This is a genomic window from Caballeronia sp. PC1 (assembly GCF_021353155.1).
In the GTDB taxonomy this organism is placed as follows: domain Bacteria; phylum Pseudomonadota; class Gammaproteobacteria; order Burkholderiales; family Burkholderiaceae; genus Caballeronia; species Caballeronia cordobensis.
In genome coordinates, this window is record NZ_JAJUBH010000002.1 from 1,408,655 (window position 1) to 1,427,785 (window position 19,131).

The following is a 19,131-nucleotide window of genomic DNA, read 5'->3' on the forward strand; positions in this document are numbered from 1 at the left end:
TCTCGCGCCGCCCGTCAATTCATACGAAAAGCCTCTCGTCATTCGATTCATGAAATCGACACACGCGGCGGGAAACATGGCCAGTTGTGTTTGCGAAACGCTTCTCGTCTGCTTTTTCAACCTCCCAACTTCCGCTACGCCCCGCGCTGGAACAGCCCCAAGGACGCGACATGAACCAAGTTGTCTTTCCCCAATCTCAAGGCCGCTCGCCCGGACAGCGCTATGCGCTGCTGGTGTTTCTGCTCGTCATCGCGGCGGGCGCGGTGTACTGCGTCACGCATTTGCTCGACGACCTCGCGCCCGTGCGCGAGTCGTCCGCGTTTCCGTACATCCTGCTCGGCATCGCGCTCCTGATCGCGCTCGGCTTCGAATTCGTCAACGGATTTCACGACACGGCCAACGCCGTCGCAACCGTAATTTACACGCACTCTTTGACACCCAATCTCGCGGTCGTCTGGTCGGGCGCATGGAACTTCATTGGCGTGCTGATTTCGAGCGGCGCGGTCGCGTTCGGCATCCTGCAACTGCTGCCGGTGGAACTGATCATCGGCGTCGGCAGTTCGCAGGGCTTCGCGATGGTCTTCGCGCTGCTGATCGCGGCGATCATCTGGAATCTGGGCACGTGGGCGCTCGGCCTTCCTTCTTCGAGTTCGCATACGCTGATCGGTTCGGTGATCGGCGTCGGCCTCATGAACCAGATGCTGCACGGCACGAACGGCACGTCGGGCGTCGACTGGAGCCAGGCGGTGTCGGTCGGCAAGTCGCTGCTGTTTTCGCCGCTCGTCGGCTTTATCGCCGCGGCGTTCCTGCTGTATGTGCTTAAGCTCGTCGTGCGCGTGCCGGCGCTCTACAAGGAACCCGAAAAGAACACGCCGCCGCCGTTCTGGATTCGCTGCCTGCTGATCCTCACGTGCACGGGCGTGTCCTTCGCGCACGGCTCCAACGATGGCCAGAAGGGCATGGGCCTCATCATGCTGATCCTGATCGGCACGGTGCCGACCGCCTACGCGCTCAACAAGGCCGTGACGCCGGGCGAAACGCAGACTTTCCTCGCCGTGAGCCACAGCGCCTCCGAGGTACTCCAGCACTACAGCAACGGCGCGCAACCCGCGCCCGATGCGCGCGCGCAAGTCGAGAAATACGTGCAGACGAAGACGCTCGCGCCGGACACGGTCGCGTCGCTGAAGAGTCTCGTCGATTCGATCGATACGGAGATTCGTCCGCACGACACGATTTCCGCCGTGCCGCAGGGCACCGTGAAGAACGTGCGCAACGAGATGTACATCGCGTCGGAAGCGCTGCGCATCATGGAAAAGCAGAAAGCGCCCGCGTTTTCGGCGGATGACGGCGCGGTCATCGACAACTACAAGAAGCAGCTCGATCACGCGACCAAGTTCATTCCGACGTGGGTGAAAGTGGCCGTCGCGGTTGCGCTCGGCCTCGGCACGATGGTCGGCTGGAAGCGTATCGTCGTGACGGTCGGCGAGCGCATCGGCAAGACGCATCTCACGTATGGACAAGGCGCGTCGGCGGAACTCGTCGCGATGCTGACCATCGGCGCGGCCGATGCCTACGGCCTGCCGGTCTCGACGACGCATGTGCTGTCGTCGGGCGTCGCGGGCACGATGGCCGCGAACGGCTCCGGCCTGCAATGGCGCACGGTGCGCAGCCTCGCGCTCGCCTGGATTCTGACGCTGCCGGTGTCGATCGCGCTGGCCGGCCTGCTGTTCTGGGTGTTCCGCAGCATCTTCTGAGCGGCGCTTTGCGTCACGGCACGGCGCGGGGAAAGTGATCCGCGCCGTGCAACTTTTGCCCGCCTCACCTCGTTTCGCCTCTCCTTTTCGACAATCGGCCGCTCGCGCGCGCGCGTCGCGATGACGCGGCGAGCCTTGTCGCGTGGACTTTCAGGCCGATTGGCACAGCCTTTGCTCTATACATGCCGTCGATTGCACGACTGATCGTGCCGGCGGCCATGAACCGCCGTCCCCCGGCGTATGACTGCCGATGGCAGTTGGGAGGCCGCGCCGGGCGCCGATCCTTCACGCGATCATTTGAATAAGGAGAAGTCGAATGACGATCGGAACCATACTGCTGATCATCCTGATCCTGCTCTTGATCGGCGCTATTCCTTCGTGGCCTCACAGCCGCAGCTGGGGTTACGGGCCGAGCGGAATCGTCGGCATCGTGCTGGTCGTGGTGATCGTGCTGCTGCTGATGGGTCGGTTATGACATCGCGCGGCTGCGTTCGGCCGCAATGAAAAAGGGGCGCTCCAGTCGGGCGCCCCTTTTTATCGTGCATGCTTGGCGGATCAGACGCGCATTACCTGCCCGTTCGGCTCGATCTTGCGCGGAATGACCGGCTCCGTCTGCTTGCGCGACGACGACGCCTTGGGACGCGCCGAAGCCGGCGGCTGCTCGATGGCGGCCTTGTCGGCGACCTGCTTGACGGGCGGCGCGCTCTTGCGCTTTTTCTTGGCCGCGGCCGGCGTGGAGGCGTGCGGCTTGGTCTTGCCCTTGATGGCCTGGGCTTCGGGAGGATTCCAGACTTCGGAGTAACGCTCGGCCGCAAAAAGCGACGACGAGCCGATCAGAAGAACGGCGATCAGGAAAACGCGCTTCAAGAGATTCGCTCCAACGGTTAATGGCCCGCTCTGCGCGAGAGAATGGCGTCGAGCGACTGCTCGGAAGTTTCCAGCTCGCGCAGCGCCGCGTCGAGACGCTCAAGCGAGCGCGCGACGGATTGCCCGTCCTGCTCCAGTCCCGGCTCGCCTCGCGTGGCGTCGAACGCGGCGTTGACCGCGCGCGTCGCACGCATGAAACGTTCGAGCGCGGCGGCTTCGGGCGCGCGTTGGAGCGGATCGTTGCGTGGGTTCATCGGCAAGCTCCTGTTGCGGACAAGCTGTACGAATATACAGTAAGCCGCCGCCGTGGCAAACAGGCGTCGAGCGGCGTGGTGAAAATGCCGAAGCGCCTCTTGACCTCGTCGATCGAGGCCGCCACAGCGGCATTTCGCCGCGCCGCGCGCGACGGCCCGGCCATTAAGTCGCGCTTAATTCTCCGGGGACACACTCGCCATGCGATCCGGCTCGCTTTGCCGCCGTCCACACCGGACGGCCGAGCCCCCACCGTGAGGAATGCGCCATGTCCGCCAACACCGCCGCGCGTCGACGCTCCGCGAATCTCGCCCCGACGCTGCGAAAACAATACGCGCTCACCCTGCGCGAATGCCGCCTGTCCCTGCCGGTCGAGCCGCCGTGGGGACCGGCGTATCGCATGGTCGAATGGGTGATGAAAAACGACGCGCGCGTGCAGCGCCGCGTGCTTCCCGCCAATTGCACGGCATCCCAGATCGCCGATGCCTTGCGTTCTCACGTGCCGGGCCGCCGCTACGGCCCCTCCGACGACGACGATTGATCCGGCGCTGCGAGCACAAAAGCGCATGACATGCTTGCATTAATCCAGTTGTGGACTAATATACAAAATTAGTTCCTTTGGAGACTTAACGACATGTCTAACGCCGCACGCGCCGTGCATGTGCCGGCTGGCCATCCGGCGCCGCATCCGGCGCTGGACTCCAGCGATTTATCCGCCGCCGGCCTGCGCGCGTTCTTCAATATCGCCCGCGACTGGGCGCTCTCCGCCGAAGACCAGATCAAGCTGCTTGGCTCGCCCGGCCGCTCCACCTACTTCAAGTGGAAGCAGGAACCCGCGTCCGCGCGGCTCACGCGCGACACGCTGGAGCGTCTCTCGCTGATTCTCGGCATCTACAAGGCGCTGCAGATTCTCCTGCCCGACCCGCGGGCCGCCGATACCTGGATTCGCCGCCCCAACGCCGCGCCGCCTTTCGGCGGACGTCCGGCGCTCGATCGCCTGCTGGCGGGCAATATCAGCGACCTCGTCGCCGTGCGCCAGTATCTCGACGCGATGCGAGGCGGCTGGGCGTGATGGCAGTGACATTCAGCAAGGACACATCGAACTGGCGCGAACGGTGGCCGCACGGTCTGCTCGACTGGTCGCCCGCCTATCGCGTGATTCCCACGCGTTTTCCCGCAGTCAACCTGTTCGACCGCGTGGCGTCGCCGCAGGATTTCGAAGCGCTCTACGCGCTCGAAGCGATGACCAACGACCGCCTGCGCACCGAAGTCGGCGAACTCGATCTCGTGCCGCCCGACGAGCGCTGCTTCGGGCCGGGCTGCGGGCCGATCATGGCGGCCTTCACGCATCTGAACCCGAACGGCAGCCGTTTCTCCGACGGCAGCTACGGTGTGTTCTATTGCGGCCGCGAGCGGCAAACGGCCATCGCGGAGACCCGCTATCACGCCGGCCTCTTTCTCGCCGCGACGAACGAAGCGCCGCTGCGTCAGCAGATGCGTCTCTACACGGTGATGGCGCACGGCGAAGTCATCGATCTGCGCGGCGAGGCGATCGCGCATGCGGCGCTCGACCCGCGCATTCTCGCGCCGGACGACTACGGCCCGGGCAAGGCGCTCGGCCGCGCGGTGCGGGCGGCGGGCGCGCCGGGCATCGTGTATCCGTCGGTGCGCGATCCGGAAGGCGAATGCCTCGCCGCGCTGCGCACGACGATGCTGCGCGACTGCCGTCACGCCGCGTACCTCGAATACAACTGGAACGGCGAGTCGATCGATTATGTGTTCGAGCTGAATCAGGTCGGCTGAGCAGGCAAACGTTTGGCGCATCTCAGCCGCGCTCTTAGCTGATCGCCACCGCCGTCTCCGTGCGCGTGCGCCCGAGCTTCTTCGACGCCGGGCGCGCGGCCTTGCCCGCCGGCTTCTTGGCGGCGTGATCGAGCGCCTGGGCCGCCGCGCTCTTGCCGCTGCCCTTCAACGCGCCCGCGCGCGCCTTGCGGCTCGATTCCGCCAGCATCCGCGTGAGACGTGTATCGCTTGGCGGGGCGCCCTTGCGGTTCTTGCGAGCGGCCTCGCGCGTGCGCCGCTTCGCGTCCTTCTCGAGAAAAATCGCGAGCGCGGCTTCGTCGGTCTTGAGGCCGTTGCGGCGCGATGCAGGCATGGCCTGCGCGAGTTCGCCCGCCTCGAACGCCTCGATCACGGCGGGATGCACATAGCATTTGCGGCATACGGCGGGCGTATTGCGCAGCAGTTGCGCGACGTCCTTGATCGTGCCGACGACATGCTTGCGCGCCTCCGTCACCGTCTCCCATTCGAGCTTTCGCAGCGCCGCGAGCGCGAACACGCTGCCTGCCCACGTCCGGTAGTCCTTCGCCGTGAAGTCCGCGCCGGTGATCTCGCGCAAATAATCGTTGATGTCCGACGAGCTCACCGCATGCCGCTCGCCGTCTTCATCGAGATACTGGAAAAGATCCTGTCCCGGCAGATCCAGGCAGCGCTTGACGATGTGCGCGACCCGCGCGTCGCTCACGGCGACGTCGTGCTCGATCCCGCTCTTGCCGCGGAACTTGAACCTTAGCGTTCCCGCCGATACCTTGAGATGACGCTTTCGCAACGTCGTCAGTCCGTAAGAGCGATTTTCGCGCGCGTACTCTTCGCTGCCGACGCGGATCAGTGTCGTGTCGAGCAGGCGCACGACGGTGGCGAGCACCTTGTCGCGCGGCATGCCTTCCAGCGAAAGATCGCGCGCGACGCGGGCGCGCAGTCTCGGCAGCACGGCGGAGAAGGCGAGCATGCGCTCGTACTTGTTGGCGTCGCGCGTCTCGCGCCATTGCGGGTGATAGCGATACTGCTTGCGTCCGCGCGCATCGCGCCCCGTTGCCTGAAGATGGCCGCGCGCGTCGGGACAAATCCAAACGGCGGTGTACGCGGGCGGAATCGCGAGCGCGTTGATGCGGCGAATCTCGGCTTCGTCGTCGATGCGCCTGCCCTGCGTGTTGAAGTACGCGAACGCGCCGTCGATCCACTCGCGCGTGTAGCCGCGCCGCGCATCGTCCATGTAGCGCAGGCCCGGCGGCAAGTCCTCGGGGCAGCCTTGCGGGCCGCCTGCGTCGCTGTTTTTGTCGATCGTCGCCACCGTGTGCCTCGCCTGGTCTGCTTTCGTTGTCATGGCGAAGCATCGAGCAACGTGCGTGCCGGGCTATCCGGGCACGCGTGGCCGCCGTCGCGAGATCAAGGCAGCGCGAGCGCCGCCGCGCCTTCGGACGCAGCCCAGCGCTCCTTCACGGACCAGCGCTCGTCGGTGCCGGGCTGGACGATCGTGAGCCGCCCTTCCGATGCGAACGCCGCCGTATCGATGAAAACCTGCGAGCCGATCTGCCTCACCGCGCGCATCGGCGTGTGGCCGCAGTACGTGGTCGAGAGCCCGATTTGCCGCGACGGGTCCGCGTGGCCGAGCGCGAGACCGCGGCCCCACAAGATCTGATTGCGCGCATCGTCGGAGAATTCGGCGGCGTCGAGTTCGGCGTCGCTGCCGAAGAATTCCGCGTGCAGCACGTTGAAGCGCTGAGCGCCCTCGCCGACGATACGCACGAGCGGCAATTTTTCGAGCCGCACGGCGAGCGCGGCCAGTTCGTCGTCCGTGAGCGTTTCGGCCCACGCGCCGCCGATCGCGTACCACGACTGACGCCGCATCGTGCCGGCCGCGACCGACATCAGCGCATCTTCATGATTGCCGCGCACCGCGTAGAACCACGGCTTGTCGATGAGATCGACCGCCGCGAGCGAATCCGCGCCGCGATCGACGAGATCGCCGACGGAAAACAAACGATCCCGCTCCGCATCGAAGCCGATTTCGTGCAGCAGATAGCGCAGCGCATCGACGCAGCCATGCAGATCGCCGACCACGAAGTCGCGGCCGACCTCATTGGCAGGATGTCTACATACGATAGGAAAGGTAGGATCGTTCATGCGCCGATGATAGCGCGGCTCAATTGCGCCGTGTGCGGGCTAAATCGCTTTTGCCCCTGCTCGGCGGGCGGCGCGAACACTCGTTACAGGCGCGTTACGCGCGCGAGCATGCGGCATGTAAAAGCTGCTGATAGCGCGACTGAGCGCACGTAGTTATTGCGCGATGGAAGATCAGCTTGCTGAAAGACTAAACAGCAATAATCGCGGGCATCGAGCGACCCTGCCTCTCATGCGGACAACGACGACATGAAGCATTTCCTTCCGCCCGTCCTGCGCAACCGGCCGCGCGCCCTCATCGGCCTGCTGGCCGGTTGCGTGGTCGCGGCTCTGGTTCCGGCGCACATCCGGCCGACGGCGCGCGCGCTGATCGGCTGGGATTCGGCGGTATGGCTCTATCTCGCGCTCATCTGGCTGCAGATGGCGACGGCGCGCCAGACCGACGTGCAGGCGCTCGCCGAGCGCGAAGACGAGAACGCCGCGACCGTGCTGATGGTCGTGAGCATCGCGGCGATCGCGAGCATCGTCGCGATCGTCGTCGAGCTCGCGGCGGCGAAGAGTCTCGGCGCCAGAGCCCTGCCGCACTATCTGCTGACCGCCGCGACGATGCTCGGCGCGTGGTTCCTCATCCCGACGATGTTCACGCTGCACTATGCGCGGCACTACTATCAGTCGCCGGCTGGCGACCCCGCGCTGCGCTTTCCCGACAAGCATCTGAAGCCCGATTACTGGGACTTCCTCTACTTCTCCTTCACGATCGCGGTCGCGTCGCAAACCGCCGATATCGCGCTCGGCTCGACGTCCGCGCGCCGCGCCGCGCTCGCGCAATCGGTGATGTCGTTCTTCTTCAATCTCGCCGTGCTCGGCCTGTCGATCAACATTGCCGCGAGCATGGTCGGCGGCTGAAACGACGCTGTCACGCGCGCTCCATAAGCTCATGGTTTGCGCCGTGTAAAAACGCGGCGCGCGCCGCTGTCACTTTTACACGCGGCACGCCCGTGCCATTTCACGTCTGCCGGATTGCAGCGCCGCCCGTCCTTTTACGCCATGAGCGGAATCGAACGTGCTGCAACGCACACGCCTACCCCACGCGTGGCACACCGATTGCTGCAATGCGCCAGCCCATTCAGACGAATTCCCGATCAGCATCCGCATGCGCGGCGTGACGCCCGCGCGATTCCGCTTCAACAGGAGCCCAACTTTGCCTCTGAACGTTCTGCTGGTCGCCTCCGAAGCCGTCCCGCTCGCCAAGACCGGCGGACTCGGCGACATGGTCAGCGCCTATGCCGCCGCGCTGCGCCAAGCCGGCATCGATGCAACGATTCTGCTTCCCGCGTATCCGAACGCCATCGCTCAGGCGCAAGGCTTGACCAAGGTCGCCACGCTCACGGGCCTGCCCGGCGGCGATGCGTCGCTGCTGCGCGGCCGCATGCCCGACACCGGTGTGCCCGTGCTGCTGCTGCGCTGCGACACGCTGTTTGCGCGCACCGGCCTGTATCAGGACGCGCAGGGCCGCGACTACACGGACAACGCGATCCGCTTCGCCACGCTCTCGGCCGCCGCGGTCAGAATCGCGCAAGGCGTTCGCGGCGTGAAGAAACCGGACATCGTGCATGCGCACGACTGGCACACCGGCCTCACACCGCTTCTGATGAAGCACGCCGGCGTGCACGCGAAGAGCGTTTTCACGATCCACAATCTCGCATTCCAAGGCAATTACGCGCTCTCGCTTGGTGCGTCGCTCGGCGTGCCCGCGGAGTGGCTCGTGCATGCGTTCAACGACCCGAAGAGCATCGAGTTCTACGGCGCGTTGAGTCTGATGAAAGCGGGCATCGTCCACGCCGACCGCATCACGACCGTATCCGAGACCTATGCGCGCGAAATCCTCACGCCGCGTTTCGGCCATCTGATGGAAGGCGTGCTGCAAAGCTGCGCGGACAAGCTGTCGGGCGTCGTCAACGGCATCGACGAAACGACGTGGAACCCCGCGAGCGATACCCTCATCGAACGCAATTATTCCTTCGACGATATGCGCGGCAAGCACGCCTGCAAGCGCGCGCTGCAACGCCGCTTCGGGCTGCCCGTCGATCCTTTCGCGCCGCTGATGGCGATCGGCAGCCGCATGACCGGGCAAAAGCTCGCCGATGTCGTGCTCGACGCGCTGCCGCGTCTCCTGCAGAAACATCCGCGCCTTCAACTGGCTGTCATCGGCAAGGGCGAAGCGTATATCGAGGCGGGCTTCAGAAAGCTCGCGCGCGAGTGGCCGGATCGTGTCGGCGTGCATATCGGGTATGACGAGCGCCGCGCCCACGCGCTGCACGCGGGCGCGGACATCCTGCTGCACGCGAGCCGCTTCGAGCCATGCGGCCTCACGCAGATGTACGCGATGCGCTACGGCACGCTGCCGGTCGCCTCGCGCGTGGGCGGTCTCGCCGACACGATCGTCGATGCGGCGCAAAACGTGTCGCGCATCGCGCATGCCGTCTATCGTGCGCCGATGATGCTGCGCGACGGAACGCATGACATGCCGATCCCGTCGAGCCCCGCGCCGCGCGACATGAGCGCGCCCACCGGCTTTCTTTTCGATGGCGAGCAGGCCGGCGATATCGTCGGCGCCGCGACCCGCGCGATCGATGCGTACATGCGTCCGCAGGCATGGCGCGCGTTGCAGCGCAACGCGATGTCGTGCGACTTCGGATGGAACGAAGCCGTGACGAAGATAGTCGCACTGTACGTCGGCCTGACCGACGCGCGTCCGAGCCGCACCGCATTGCGCGCGCGCCGCGTCCCCGACGTCATGCAAACGCCCCTGCCCGCGCACGGCCGGGAGGCGCATGCGCTCGTGCGCACTGCCTGAGCATGACGGCTTCAGTTGCTCCATAGTATTGCCTTGATGAAAGCGAGAGAGCCGGATACGCGCCGGGCGCGGCACGCAACATGCTGCCTCGCCCCGTGCGAGCCCGAAGGAAATGACTTGGGGACCGCGGCGCCACCGGAGCGCGACCCGCGCTCGATGCACGGTGCATCGCGAAACGCGGCAGGCAGGCGCCGATGATTCGAGCGGCGCCCGGGTGTAGTCTGAGTTCCGCCTGAAGTCCGCCCGCGATCGCCCACGTGCGGACCGGCTCTTCAGCCAGTTTGGCCCGTGAGCGTGATCGCGACCGATGCCCGCATCCCCGCCACCGCAGGACGACTCTGGAAAAGACGAACGATGGAAAACCATCAAGCTCATCATGCGTACGCGCCTCGTATCTACTTCATCGATCCCCTGCTCGTCGGCCCGCTCGCGAACTGGCCCGCCCAGTTCGAGCATGCGGCCGGCCTCGGCTTCGATCATGTCCTGATCGGCTCGCCGTTCGTGCCCGGCAGCAACGGGCATCGCGAAGCCGTCGCGGATCATCATCGGCTGCATCCCGTTTTCGAGTCCGATGCGAGCGCATCCGACGGCCTGCGCCAGCTCGCCGATGCCGCGAAGAAGCACAAGCTCACGCTGCTCGTCGATATCGTGATCGACCGCGTGAGCGCCGAAGGCGGGCTTTACAGCGAGAACAAGCACTGGTTCCAGCCGTTCGAAAGCGCCGATGCACGGCTCGATCCGCGCAAGCCGCCGCGTCAGCGTGATGTCGCGTGGGCGAATTTCGCCGATGGCGAAGCCGCGCATCATCTGACCGAATGGTGGGCGCGCGAGTTGAGCCTGCTCGCCGATGCGGGCGTCGGCGGCTTTCGTTTCGATGCGCCGCATGCCGTGCCCGCGCATGTGTGGCGCAGGCTCGGCGCGGCGGTGCGCGAGAAGCATCCCGAGACGCGCTGGCTCGCGTGGACCGTTGGCGTCACGCGTCACGACCTGCATGGTCTCGCCGATGCCGCGTTCGACGCCGTGTTTTCATCGACGCGCTGGTGGGACTTCAAGAGCGCATGGCTCTTCGATGAACACGCGGCCCTCGCGCGCATCGCAGCGCCGATCGCGTTTCCGGAAGATCCGTTCGGCGCACGTCTTATCGGCGATCTGTCGGACACGAGCGACACCGCGCTCGTCGAACGCGCTTACGCGCGCGCGCTCGACACGGCCGCCGCGCTCGGCACCGGCATCATGGTGCCGATGGGCTTCGAATACGGCGTCGGCCTGCCGATGTCGCCGCAATACGGCATCGCCGCCGAATACGAGCGCGCGAAGAACGAGAAGCGCATCGATCTCACGGCGCGCATCCGCCGCGCGAACGATCTGCAACGCAATATCGGCACGCTCTCGAGCGTCGGCGAACTGCGCGCGCTGACGGGCGCGGGCACGCCGTACGCCGCGGTCATCCGCGCGGACGGCGGCGATCTGCGTCACAGCGAGAACGCAGTGCTCGCGATCGTCAATCCCGATCTCGTCGCGCCGGTGCATGTCGATACGCTGCATCTGCTCGAATCGGTGCCGGGCAATTACACGCGCTTCGCGCTCATCGACGACGCGATGGGCCGTGCCGAGCGTCTCGCGCCCTTCTCGCTCAAGGCGGGCGAAGTGCGCCTGTTCCGCGCGGAAGCCGAACCATACATTCTGCTCGCGCAGCCGCAGGTCAAGCGCGGCGCGAAGGCCGCCGACAAGAAGGCCGTCGCCGATGCGATCACGGCACCGCGCGTGTCGATCGAAAGCGTTACGCCTTCGGTCGATCACGGGCGCTTTCCGGCCAAGCGCATCGTCGGCGAAGCGGTGGAGATTCAGGCGGCGATCTTCGCCGAAGGGCATGACAAGATCGCGGCTTCCGTGCAGTGGCGCGCCGCCGACGAAACCGTCTGGCACGAAGCGCCGATGCACGCCGTGCAGCCGGCCGGCCTCGATCTGTGGAGCACGCGCATTCCGCTCGAACGCGTGGGCCGTCACGAGTTCGTCGTGATGGCATGGCGCGACGATTACGCGTCGCTCGTCGATCACATGCAGAAGAAGCTGAAGGCGAATCAGACGGTCGAACTCGAAGTCGAGGAAGCGAAGCATCTGTTCGCGCTGATCCTCGCCGAAGTCAAGACCGCCGACGATCCCGACGCCGACAGCAAGCCGCTCGAAAAGATCGTCCAGGAATTCACGAAGGCCGAAGACGCGCGCAAGCTCGAACTCGTGCTCGCGCCCGCGACCGCGAAGGCCGTCGCGGCGGCAAGGCATCGCCCGTTCCTGTCGCGCGACCCGGTGGTGTATCGCATCGATTCGGAACGCGCCGCCGCGCGCTTTGCGTCGTGGTACGAAATCTTCCCGCGTTCGATGAGCGACGACGTAAATCGCCACGGCACGTTCATCGACGTGATCGGCAAGATGCCGCGCATCCGCGAGATGGGCTTCGACGTGCTGTACTTTCCGCCGATCCATCCGATCGGCGTGGCGAACCGCAAGGGCAAGAACAACACGCTGACCGCGCAGCCCGGCGATGTGGGCAGTCCGTATGCGATCGGCGGCAAGGAAGGCGGCCACGATGCGCTGCATCCCGAGCTCGGCAATTTCGACGACTTCAAGCGCATGCTCGAAGCCGCGCATGAACACGGCCTCGAGATCGCGCTCGACTTCGCGGTGCAATGCTCGCCGGACCATCCGTGGCTGAAGGCGCATCCGACATGGTTCGCGTGGCGTCCCGACGGCACGCTGCGCTACGCGGAGAATCCGCCGAAGAAGTATCAGGACATCGTGAATCCGGACTTCTATGCGCAGGACGCCAAGCCCGATCTGTGGATCGCGTTGCGCGATGTCTTCCTGCACTGGATCGCGGCGGGCGTGCGCATCTTCCGCGTGGACAACCCGCATACGAAGCCGTTTCCGTTCTGGGAATGGGCGATCGGCGACGTGCGCGCGCGCCATCCCGATGTGATCTTCCTCTCCGAAGCGTTCACGCGGCCGCGCGTGATGAACCGTCTCGCGAAGCTCGGCTTCTCGCAGTCGTACACGTATTTCACGTGGCGCGAAAGCAAGCGCGACTTCATCGACTACATGCACGATCTCACGCAGACCGACGCGAAGGATTACTTCCGCCCGAACTTCTTCGTCAATACGCCGGACATCAATCCGCGCTTTCTGCAAAGCTCGGGGCGGCCGGGCTTCGTGATTCGCGCGGCGCTGGCGGCGACCTTGTCGGGACTCTGGGGCGTGTATAGCGGTTTCGAACTTTGCGAATCCGCCGCGCTGCCGAACAGCGAGGAATATCTGGACTCCGAGAAGTACGAACTGAAGGCGTGGGACTGGAACCGGCCCGGCAACATCGTGACCGAGATCACGGCGTTGAATCGCATTCGCCGTGCGAATCCCGCCTTGCAGACGCATCTCGGCGTGAATTTCCTGCCCGCGCATAACGACCACATCCTGTTCTTCGAGAAGGCGAATGCATCGCGCGACAACGTCGTGCTCGTCGCGATCAATCTCGATCCGTTCAACGAGCAAGGCGCGGATATCGACTTGCCGTGGCAGACGCTCGAACGCTGGGGCGTGCGCGAATGGGACGCGCTCGCCGTCGAAGATCAGGTGACGGGCGAACGATTCGAATGGCGCGGACGGCGTCAGCACGTGCGGCTCGACCCGCATTCGCTGCCGTTCGCGATCTGGCGCATTGCTCCGACATGGGGCTTGCCGAAGCCGCAGCCCGAAGAGTGACGGATGCACGTGACGTGATGCACGAGGCGTGATTCATCGACGTACGAAAGCACACCAAGAACATTGGAGCGAAACCGTGGATACAAGGGTGAAGCGCAACAAGAAGGCGTCGGTTCTCAGCGACGATCCGCTCTGGTACAAGGACGCGATCATCTATCAGGTTCACATCAAGTCTTTCTTCGATGCGAACAACGACGGCATCGGCGATTTTCCCGGCCTGCTCGCGAAACTCGACTACATCGCGGAACTGGGCGTCGATGCGATCTGGCTGCTGCCGTTCTATCCATCGCCGCGCCGCGACGACGGCTACGACATCGCCGATTACCGCAACGTGCATCCGGACTACGGCACGATCGCGGACGTGAAACGCTTCATCCAGGAAGCGCACGCGCGCGGCATACGCGTGATCACCGAGCTTGTCATCAATCACACGTCGGATCAGCATCCGTGGTTCCAGCGCGCGCGGCATGCGAAGCCGGGCTCGGCGCATCGCAACTATTACGTGTGGTCCGACACGGACAAGAAGTACGAAGAGACGCGCATCATCTTCATCGACACGGAGCCTTCCAACTGGACGCACGATCCGGTCGCGGGCCAGTACTACTGGCATCGCTTCTATTCGCACCAGCCCGATCTGAACTTCGACAATCCCGCCGTCCTCAAGGAAGTGCTATCGGTGATGCGCTTCTGGCTCGACATGGGTATCGACGGGCTGCGGCTGGATGCGGTGCCGTATCTCGTCGAGCGCGAAGGCACGAACAACGAGAATCTGCCCGAGACGCATGACATTCTGAAGAAGATTCGCGCGACGATCGACGCGGAGTATCCGAACCGCATGCTGCTCGCGGAAGCGAACCAGTGGCCGGAAGACGTGAAGGAATATTTCGGCGACGAAGACGAATGCCACATGGCGTTCCACTTCCCGCTGATGCCGCGCATCTACATGTCGATCGCGAGCGAAGACCGCTTTCCGATCACCGACATCATGCGGCAGACACCGGACCTCGGCACCACGAATCAATGGGCGATCTTCCTGCGCAACCACGACGAGCTCACGCTCGAAATGGTCACGGACTCCGAGCGCGACTACTTGTGGAACACGTATGCGAGCGATCGCCGCGCGCGCCTGAACCTGGGCATTCGCCGCCGTCTCGCACCGTTGATGGAGCGCGACAGAAGGCGCATCGAACTGATCAACTCGCTCCTGCTGTCGATGCCGGGCACGCCGGTCATCTATTACGGCGACGAACTGGGCATGGGCGACAACATCCACCTCGGCGACCGCGATGGCGTGCGCACGCCGATGCAATGGTCGTCCGACCGCAACGGCGGCTTCTCGCGCGCCGACCCGGAACAGCTCGTGTTGCCGCCCGTGATGGGCTCGCTCTACGGCTACGACGCGGTGAACGTCGAATCGCAGAGCCGCGATCCGCATTCGCTGCTCAACTGGACGCGCAGGATGCTCGCGGTGCGCCGCTCGACACACGCATTCGGACGCGGCACGATCCGTTTCCTGCGGCCCGCGAATCGCAAGATCCTCGCTTATGTGCGCGAGCTCGAAGGCCATCCGCCCATTCTGTGCGTCGCGAATCTCTCGCGCGCGCCGCAGCCGGTGGAACTCGACCTGTCGGAATTCGAGAACTCGGTGCCGCTCGAAATGACCGCCGATTCGCCCTTTCCGGCCATCGGCAAGCTCACGTATCTGCTGACCTTCCCGCCCTACGGCTTTCTGTGGTTCCAGCTTTGCCCCGGCAATCTGCGGCCCGCGTGGGCGCAGGCGCCTTCCGAGCAGTTGCCCGAATTCGTGACGATGGTGATTCGCGCGGGCCAGACCGGACCGACGCCGGAGAACGTGCGGCTGCTCGAATCGGAAGTGCTGCCGAATTACCTGAGCAAGCGCCGCTGGTTCGCATCGAAGGATCAGAAGCTGCATGCGGTGCGCCTCGCCGCATTGACGACGATCGAAGGCGCGGGCTTCGCGTTCACCGAGATCGAAGCGGACGTCGGCGATCATTGCGAGCGCTACGTGCTGCCGCTTTCCATCGCGTGGGGCACGGAAACGACTTCGCCGCTCTACATGCAGCTTGCATTGGCGCGCGTGCGGCGCAACCGCAACATCGGGCATCTCACCGATGCCTTCGCGGTGCCGCAATTCACCTACGGCGTGCTGCGCGGACTGAAGTCGCGCGCCGTCGTGCCGACCGTGCAGAAGAGCGAGATCCGCTTCATTCCGACCGCGCGTCTCGACGAACTCAACTTCTATCCCGCCGATCCGCCCGAAATCCGCTGGCTCGCGGCCGAGCAGAGCAACAGCTCGCTCGTGATCGCGGACAAGATCGTGCTGAAGCTCGTGCGGCGCGTCGTCGGCGGCATTCATCCGGAAGCGGAGATGAGCCGCTATCTGACGCAGCTTGGCTATGCGAACACCGGGCCGCTGTATGGCGAAGTGGTGCGCGTCGATCCGCAGGGCGTGCCGCATACGCTCGTCATCCTGCAGGGCTACATCGACAATCAGGGCGATGCGTGGAACTACGCGCTCGACTATCTGCGCCGCACCGTCGATGAACTCGCCGTCGCGGTCGAGCCCGACGAGCATCAGCATGAACGCGACGTGCAAGCCGAAGGTTTCCAGGGCTACGGCAATATCGCGGGGATCATCGGCAAGCGGCTGGGCGAGCTGCATGTGGCGCTCGCATCGCCGACGGAAGACGAAGCGTTTTCGCCGCAGCGCGCATCGCACGACGACGTGAAGGGCTGGATCGACGGCACGCTCGCGCTGCTCAACTCCGCGCTCGATATTCTCGCGAACAAGATGAGCGAATTCGGCGAGCACGAGCGCTTCCTTGCGCAGAGCCTGCTCGATCGTCGCGACATGCTCGTCGATGCCGTGAAGAAGCTCGTCGCGCCCGGCGCGGATGCGCTGTGCATCCGCATTCATGGCGACTTCCATCTCGGCCAGGTGTTGATGGCGCAGGGCGACGCCTATCTGATCGACTTCGAAGGCGAGCCCGCGCGCGCCCTCGACGAGCGCCGCAGAAAGACGAGCCCGTTGCGCGATGTGGCAGGCCTCTTGCGTTCGCTGTCGTATGCGAGCGCGGCGGCGCAATCGACCACGGAGAACGCGCCCGCGCAGACGGCGGACCGCAAGCGCGCATTGTTCGAGCGGCTGCGCGCGTTCGCCGAGGAGAGCTTCTTGCGGGAGTACATGGCGGCGATCGCATCGTCGCCGGAAATCATCGCGGCCGAAGACGTGTTTCAACCGTTGCTCGATCTCTTCCTGATCGAAAAGGCCGCTTACGAAATCCGCTACGAAGCAGCGAACCGGCCGACCTGGATCGGCCTTCCGTTGCGGGGTCTCGCGTCGCTCGCGAGCCGCTTGCTCGGCGACACGGGCGAGCCGCCCGCGCCCGGCACGCGGCCCGTGTTCGGAGCAACCAAGGACAATCCGGATGGAACCCACCATGAACAATCGTAGCGATCCGGCGGATACCAGGAATCCGGCGCACGGTCTTAATCCGCTCGACATCGACGCACTCGTCGAGGCCCGGCATCCCGATCCGTTCGCGATGCTCGGTCTGCATCAAACCGATCTCGGCCATGTCGTGCGCGTGTTTCTGCCCGGCGCATCGTCGGTGAGCGTCGCGGACTCGGGCAATGGCGAGCATCTCGGCTCGCTCGCGCGCATTCACGATGCGGGGCTGTATGCGGGCTTCGTCGAAAGGCCGGCGGCGTATCGCTTGCAGGTCGACTGGCACGGCACGCCGCAGGAGACGCACGACACGTATTCGTTCGGCCCCGTGCTCAGCGATGAATGGCTCACGCGCCTCTCGCAAGCGGACCCGTATGCGGTGCTCGAATGCCTGGGCTCGCGTCCGGTCACGCACGGCAACGTCGCAGGCGTGCGCTTCGCGGTATGGGCGCCAAACGCGCGGCGCGTGTCGGTGGTGGGCGACTTCAACACCTGGGATGGCCGGCGTCACCCGATGCGCATGCGGCACAACGCGGGCGTGTGGGAGCTGTTCATTCCGGGCATCGGCGCGGGCACGCGTTACAAGTACGAGATCGTCACGCGCGACGGCCACACGCTGCCGCTGAAAGCCGATCCCTGCGCGATGCAGAGCGAGAAGCCGCCATCGACGGCATCGGTCGTCGCGGATGCCGATGCGATCGATCACTACGCGTGGACCGATGCGGAATGGATGGCCACGCGCGGCGGCAAGCAAACGCCGCAATCGCCGATTACGATTTACGAGGCGCATGCGGAATCGTGGCTGCGCGTGCCTGAAGAGGGCAATCGTGGCATGAACTGGCACGAGCTCGCGGAGCGTTTGATTCCGTATGCGAAGGGCATGGGCTTCACGCACCTCGAATTCATGCCGATCGCCGAGCATCCGTTCGGCGGCTCGTGGGGTTATCAGCCGCTCGGGCAGTTCTCGCCTTCCGCGCGCTTCGGCACGCCGGAGCAGTTCGCGGAGTTCGTGAATCGCGCGCACGAAGCGGGGCTGGGCGTCATCATCGACTGGGTGCCGGCGCACTTTCCGAACGACGCGCACGGACTCGTGGAGTTCGACGGCACGCCTTTGTACGAGCATGCGGACCCGCGCGAGGGCTATCACCAGGACTGGAACACGATGATCTACAACCTCGGCCGCAACGAGGTGAGCGCGTTCCTGATCGCGTCGGGGCTGGCGTGGCTGAAGCGTTATCACATCGATGGATTGCGCGTCGATGCGGTCGCTTCGATGCTGTATCGCGACTATTCGCGCAAGGCGGGCGAGTGGGTGCCGAACATTTACGGCGGACGCGAGAACCTCGAATCGATCGCCTTCCTGAAGCGTCTGAATCATGAAGTGCGGCAGATTCCGGGCGCGATTACGGTAGCCGAAGAATCCACTGCGTGGCCGGGCGTGACGGCGCCGGTCGAGAACGGCGGGCTCGGTTTCGACTTCAAGTGGAACATGGGCTGGATGCACGACACGCTGCATTACATGCAGGAAGATCCGGTTTATCGGCAGTATCACCATCATCTGTATACGTTCGGGATGGTGTATGCGTATTCCGAGCGTTTCGTGCTGCCGCTTTCGCACGATGAAGTCGTGCACGGCAAGGGGTCGCTGATCAACAAGATGCCGGGCGATCGCTGGCAGAAGTTCGCCAATCTGCGGGCGTATTTCGGCTTCATGTGGACGCATCCGGGCAAGAAGCTGTTGTTCATGGGCGGCGAGTTCGGCCAGTTCGCGGAATTCAATCACGATGAGTCGCCGCACTGGCATTTGCTCGACGATGCCTTGCATGGCGGCTTGCAGAGGCTCGTGCGAGATTTGAACGTGCTCTATACGAGCGAGCCGGCGTTGCACAAGCTCGACAGCGATTCGCGCGGCTTCGAGTGGATCGTGGGCGACGACAACGCGAATAGCGTGTATGCGTATCGGCGCACGGATGCGGAAGGCCGCGAGCTGGTTGTAGTGTGCAACATGACGCCGGTGCCGCGGCAGGCTTATCGGATTGGGTTGCCGCAGCGCGGGCGATGGTGTGAGGTTTTTAACTCCGATGCCTCGGTGTATGGCGGGTCGAATACTGGGAACGGTGGGGTTATTCATACGGATGACTATCCGAGTCATGGGAAGGGGCAGTCAGCTGCGTTGACTCTGCCGCCTTTGTCTACCATTGTGTTGCGGGCTGATTGAT

Annotated in this window: 14 protein-coding genes; 10 read left to right on the top strand and 4 right to left on the bottom strand. The window is 64.7% G+C overall.

Going from position 1 to position 19,131, the window contains the following annotated elements:
- Window positions 1-170 precede the first annotated feature (170 nt).
- On the top strand, window positions 171-1,754 hold the full coding sequence (locus tag LY284_RS22560) for an inorganic phosphate transporter (RefSeq protein ID WP_233388028.1): 1,584 nt from the start codon (window positions 171-173) through the stop codon (window positions 1,752-1,754).
- Window positions 1,755-2,070: 316 nt separating this feature from the next.
- Entirely contained in the window at window positions 2,071-2,229 is a 159-nt protein-coding gene (locus tag LY284_RS22565) for a DUF3309 family protein (RefSeq protein ID WP_041731911.1), read from the top strand.
- Between the two features lie 80 nt (window positions 2,230-2,309).
- Here LY284_RS22565 and LY284_RS22570 read toward each other — a convergent pair whose 3' ends face one another.
- Both LY284_RS22570 and LY284_RS22575 read right to left on the bottom strand, forming a co-directional pair.
- A complete protein-coding gene (locus LY284_RS22570) occupies window positions 2,310-2,621 on the bottom strand; it encodes a hypothetical protein (protein ID WP_233388029.1) in 312 nt (103 codons plus the stop codon).
- Window positions 2,622-2,638: 17 nt separating this feature from the next.
- A complete protein-coding gene (locus LY284_RS22575; protein WP_041731913.1) occupies window positions 2,639-2,875 on the bottom strand; it encodes a hypothetical protein in 237 nt (78 codons plus the stop codon).
- Window positions 2,876-3,141: 266 nt separating this feature from the next.
- On the opposite strand from LY284_RS22575, the gene LY284_RS22580 reads away from it, so the two are divergent.
- From LY284_RS22580 to LY284_RS22590, 3 genes are all read left to right on the top strand, one after another.
- Window positions 3,142-3,414 (top strand): DUF2866 domain-containing protein, encoded by a 273-nt coding sequence (locus LY284_RS22580; RefSeq protein WP_014251380.1) that lies wholly within the window; start codon window positions 3,142-3,144, stop codon window positions 3,412-3,414.
- Between the two features lie 93 nt (window positions 3,415-3,507).
- Window positions 3,508-3,945 carry an MbcA/ParS/Xre antitoxin family protein gene (locus tag LY284_RS22585; RefSeq protein WP_045455108.1) on the top strand — a complete coding sequence of 146 codons (438 nt, stop codon included), beginning with the start codon at window positions 3,508-3,510 and terminating at the stop codon, window positions 3,943-3,945.
- Window positions 3,945-4,676 (top strand): RES family NAD+ phosphorylase, encoded by a 732-nt coding sequence (locus tag LY284_RS22590; protein ID WP_233388030.1) that lies wholly within the window; start codon window positions 3,945-3,947, stop codon window positions 4,674-4,676. The genes LY284_RS22585 and LY284_RS22590 overlap by 1 nt, the downstream gene beginning before the upstream one ends.
- 34 nt (window positions 4,677-4,710) lie before the next feature.
- On the opposite strand, the gene LY284_RS22595 is transcribed toward LY284_RS22590, so the two are convergent.
- Window positions 4,711-6,036 (bottom strand): DNA topoisomerase IB, encoded by a 1,326-nt coding sequence (locus LY284_RS22595; RefSeq protein WP_233388031.1) that lies wholly within the window; start codon window positions 6,034-6,036, stop codon window positions 4,711-4,713.
- 62 nt (window positions 6,037-6,098) lie between these two features.
- Entirely contained in the window at window positions 6,099-6,836 is a 738-nt protein-coding gene (locus LY284_RS22600) for a metallophosphoesterase (protein WP_233388032.1), read from the bottom strand.
- A gap of 246 nt (window positions 6,837-7,082) precedes the next feature.
- On the opposite strand from LY284_RS22600, the gene LY284_RS22605 reads away from it, so the two are divergent.
- The 5 genes from LY284_RS22605 to glgB all read left to right on the top strand — a co-directional run bounded on the left by LY284_RS22605 (window position 7,083) and on the right by glgB (window position 19,130).
- Window positions 7,083-7,739, top strand: a complete 657-nt coding sequence (locus tag LY284_RS22605) for a DUF1345 domain-containing protein (RefSeq protein ID WP_045455116.1) — start codon at window positions 7,083-7,085, stop codon at window positions 7,737-7,739.
- A gap of 295 nt (window positions 7,740-8,034) precedes the next feature.
- Window positions 8,035-9,690, top strand: coding sequence for a glycogen synthase GlgA (gene glgA, locus LY284_RS22610; protein WP_233388033.1), 1,656 nt, complete (start codon window positions 8,035-8,037; stop codon window positions 9,688-9,690).
- Between the two features lie 354 nt (window positions 9,691-10,044).
- Window positions 10,045-13,443, top strand: coding sequence for a maltotransferase domain-containing protein (locus LY284_RS22615; protein WP_233388034.1), 3,399 nt, complete (start codon window positions 10,045-10,047; stop codon window positions 13,441-13,443).
- A 76-nt stretch (window positions 13,444-13,519) separates the two neighbouring features.
- Complete coding sequence (treS, locus tag LY284_RS22620; protein WP_233388035.1) at window positions 13,520-16,918, top strand: maltose alpha-D-glucosyltransferase; 3,399 nt, start codon at window positions 13,520-13,522, stop codon at window positions 16,916-16,918.
- The gene (glgB, locus tag LY284_RS22625) at window positions 16,905-19,130 is read left to right on the top strand and encodes a 1,4-alpha-glucan branching protein GlgB (protein ID WP_233388036.1); all 2,226 of its coding nucleotides are present in this window, start codon (window positions 16,905-16,907) and stop codon (window positions 19,128-19,130) included. The genes treS and glgB overlap by 14 nt, the downstream gene beginning before the upstream one ends.
- Window position 19,131: the final 1 nt, after the last annotated feature.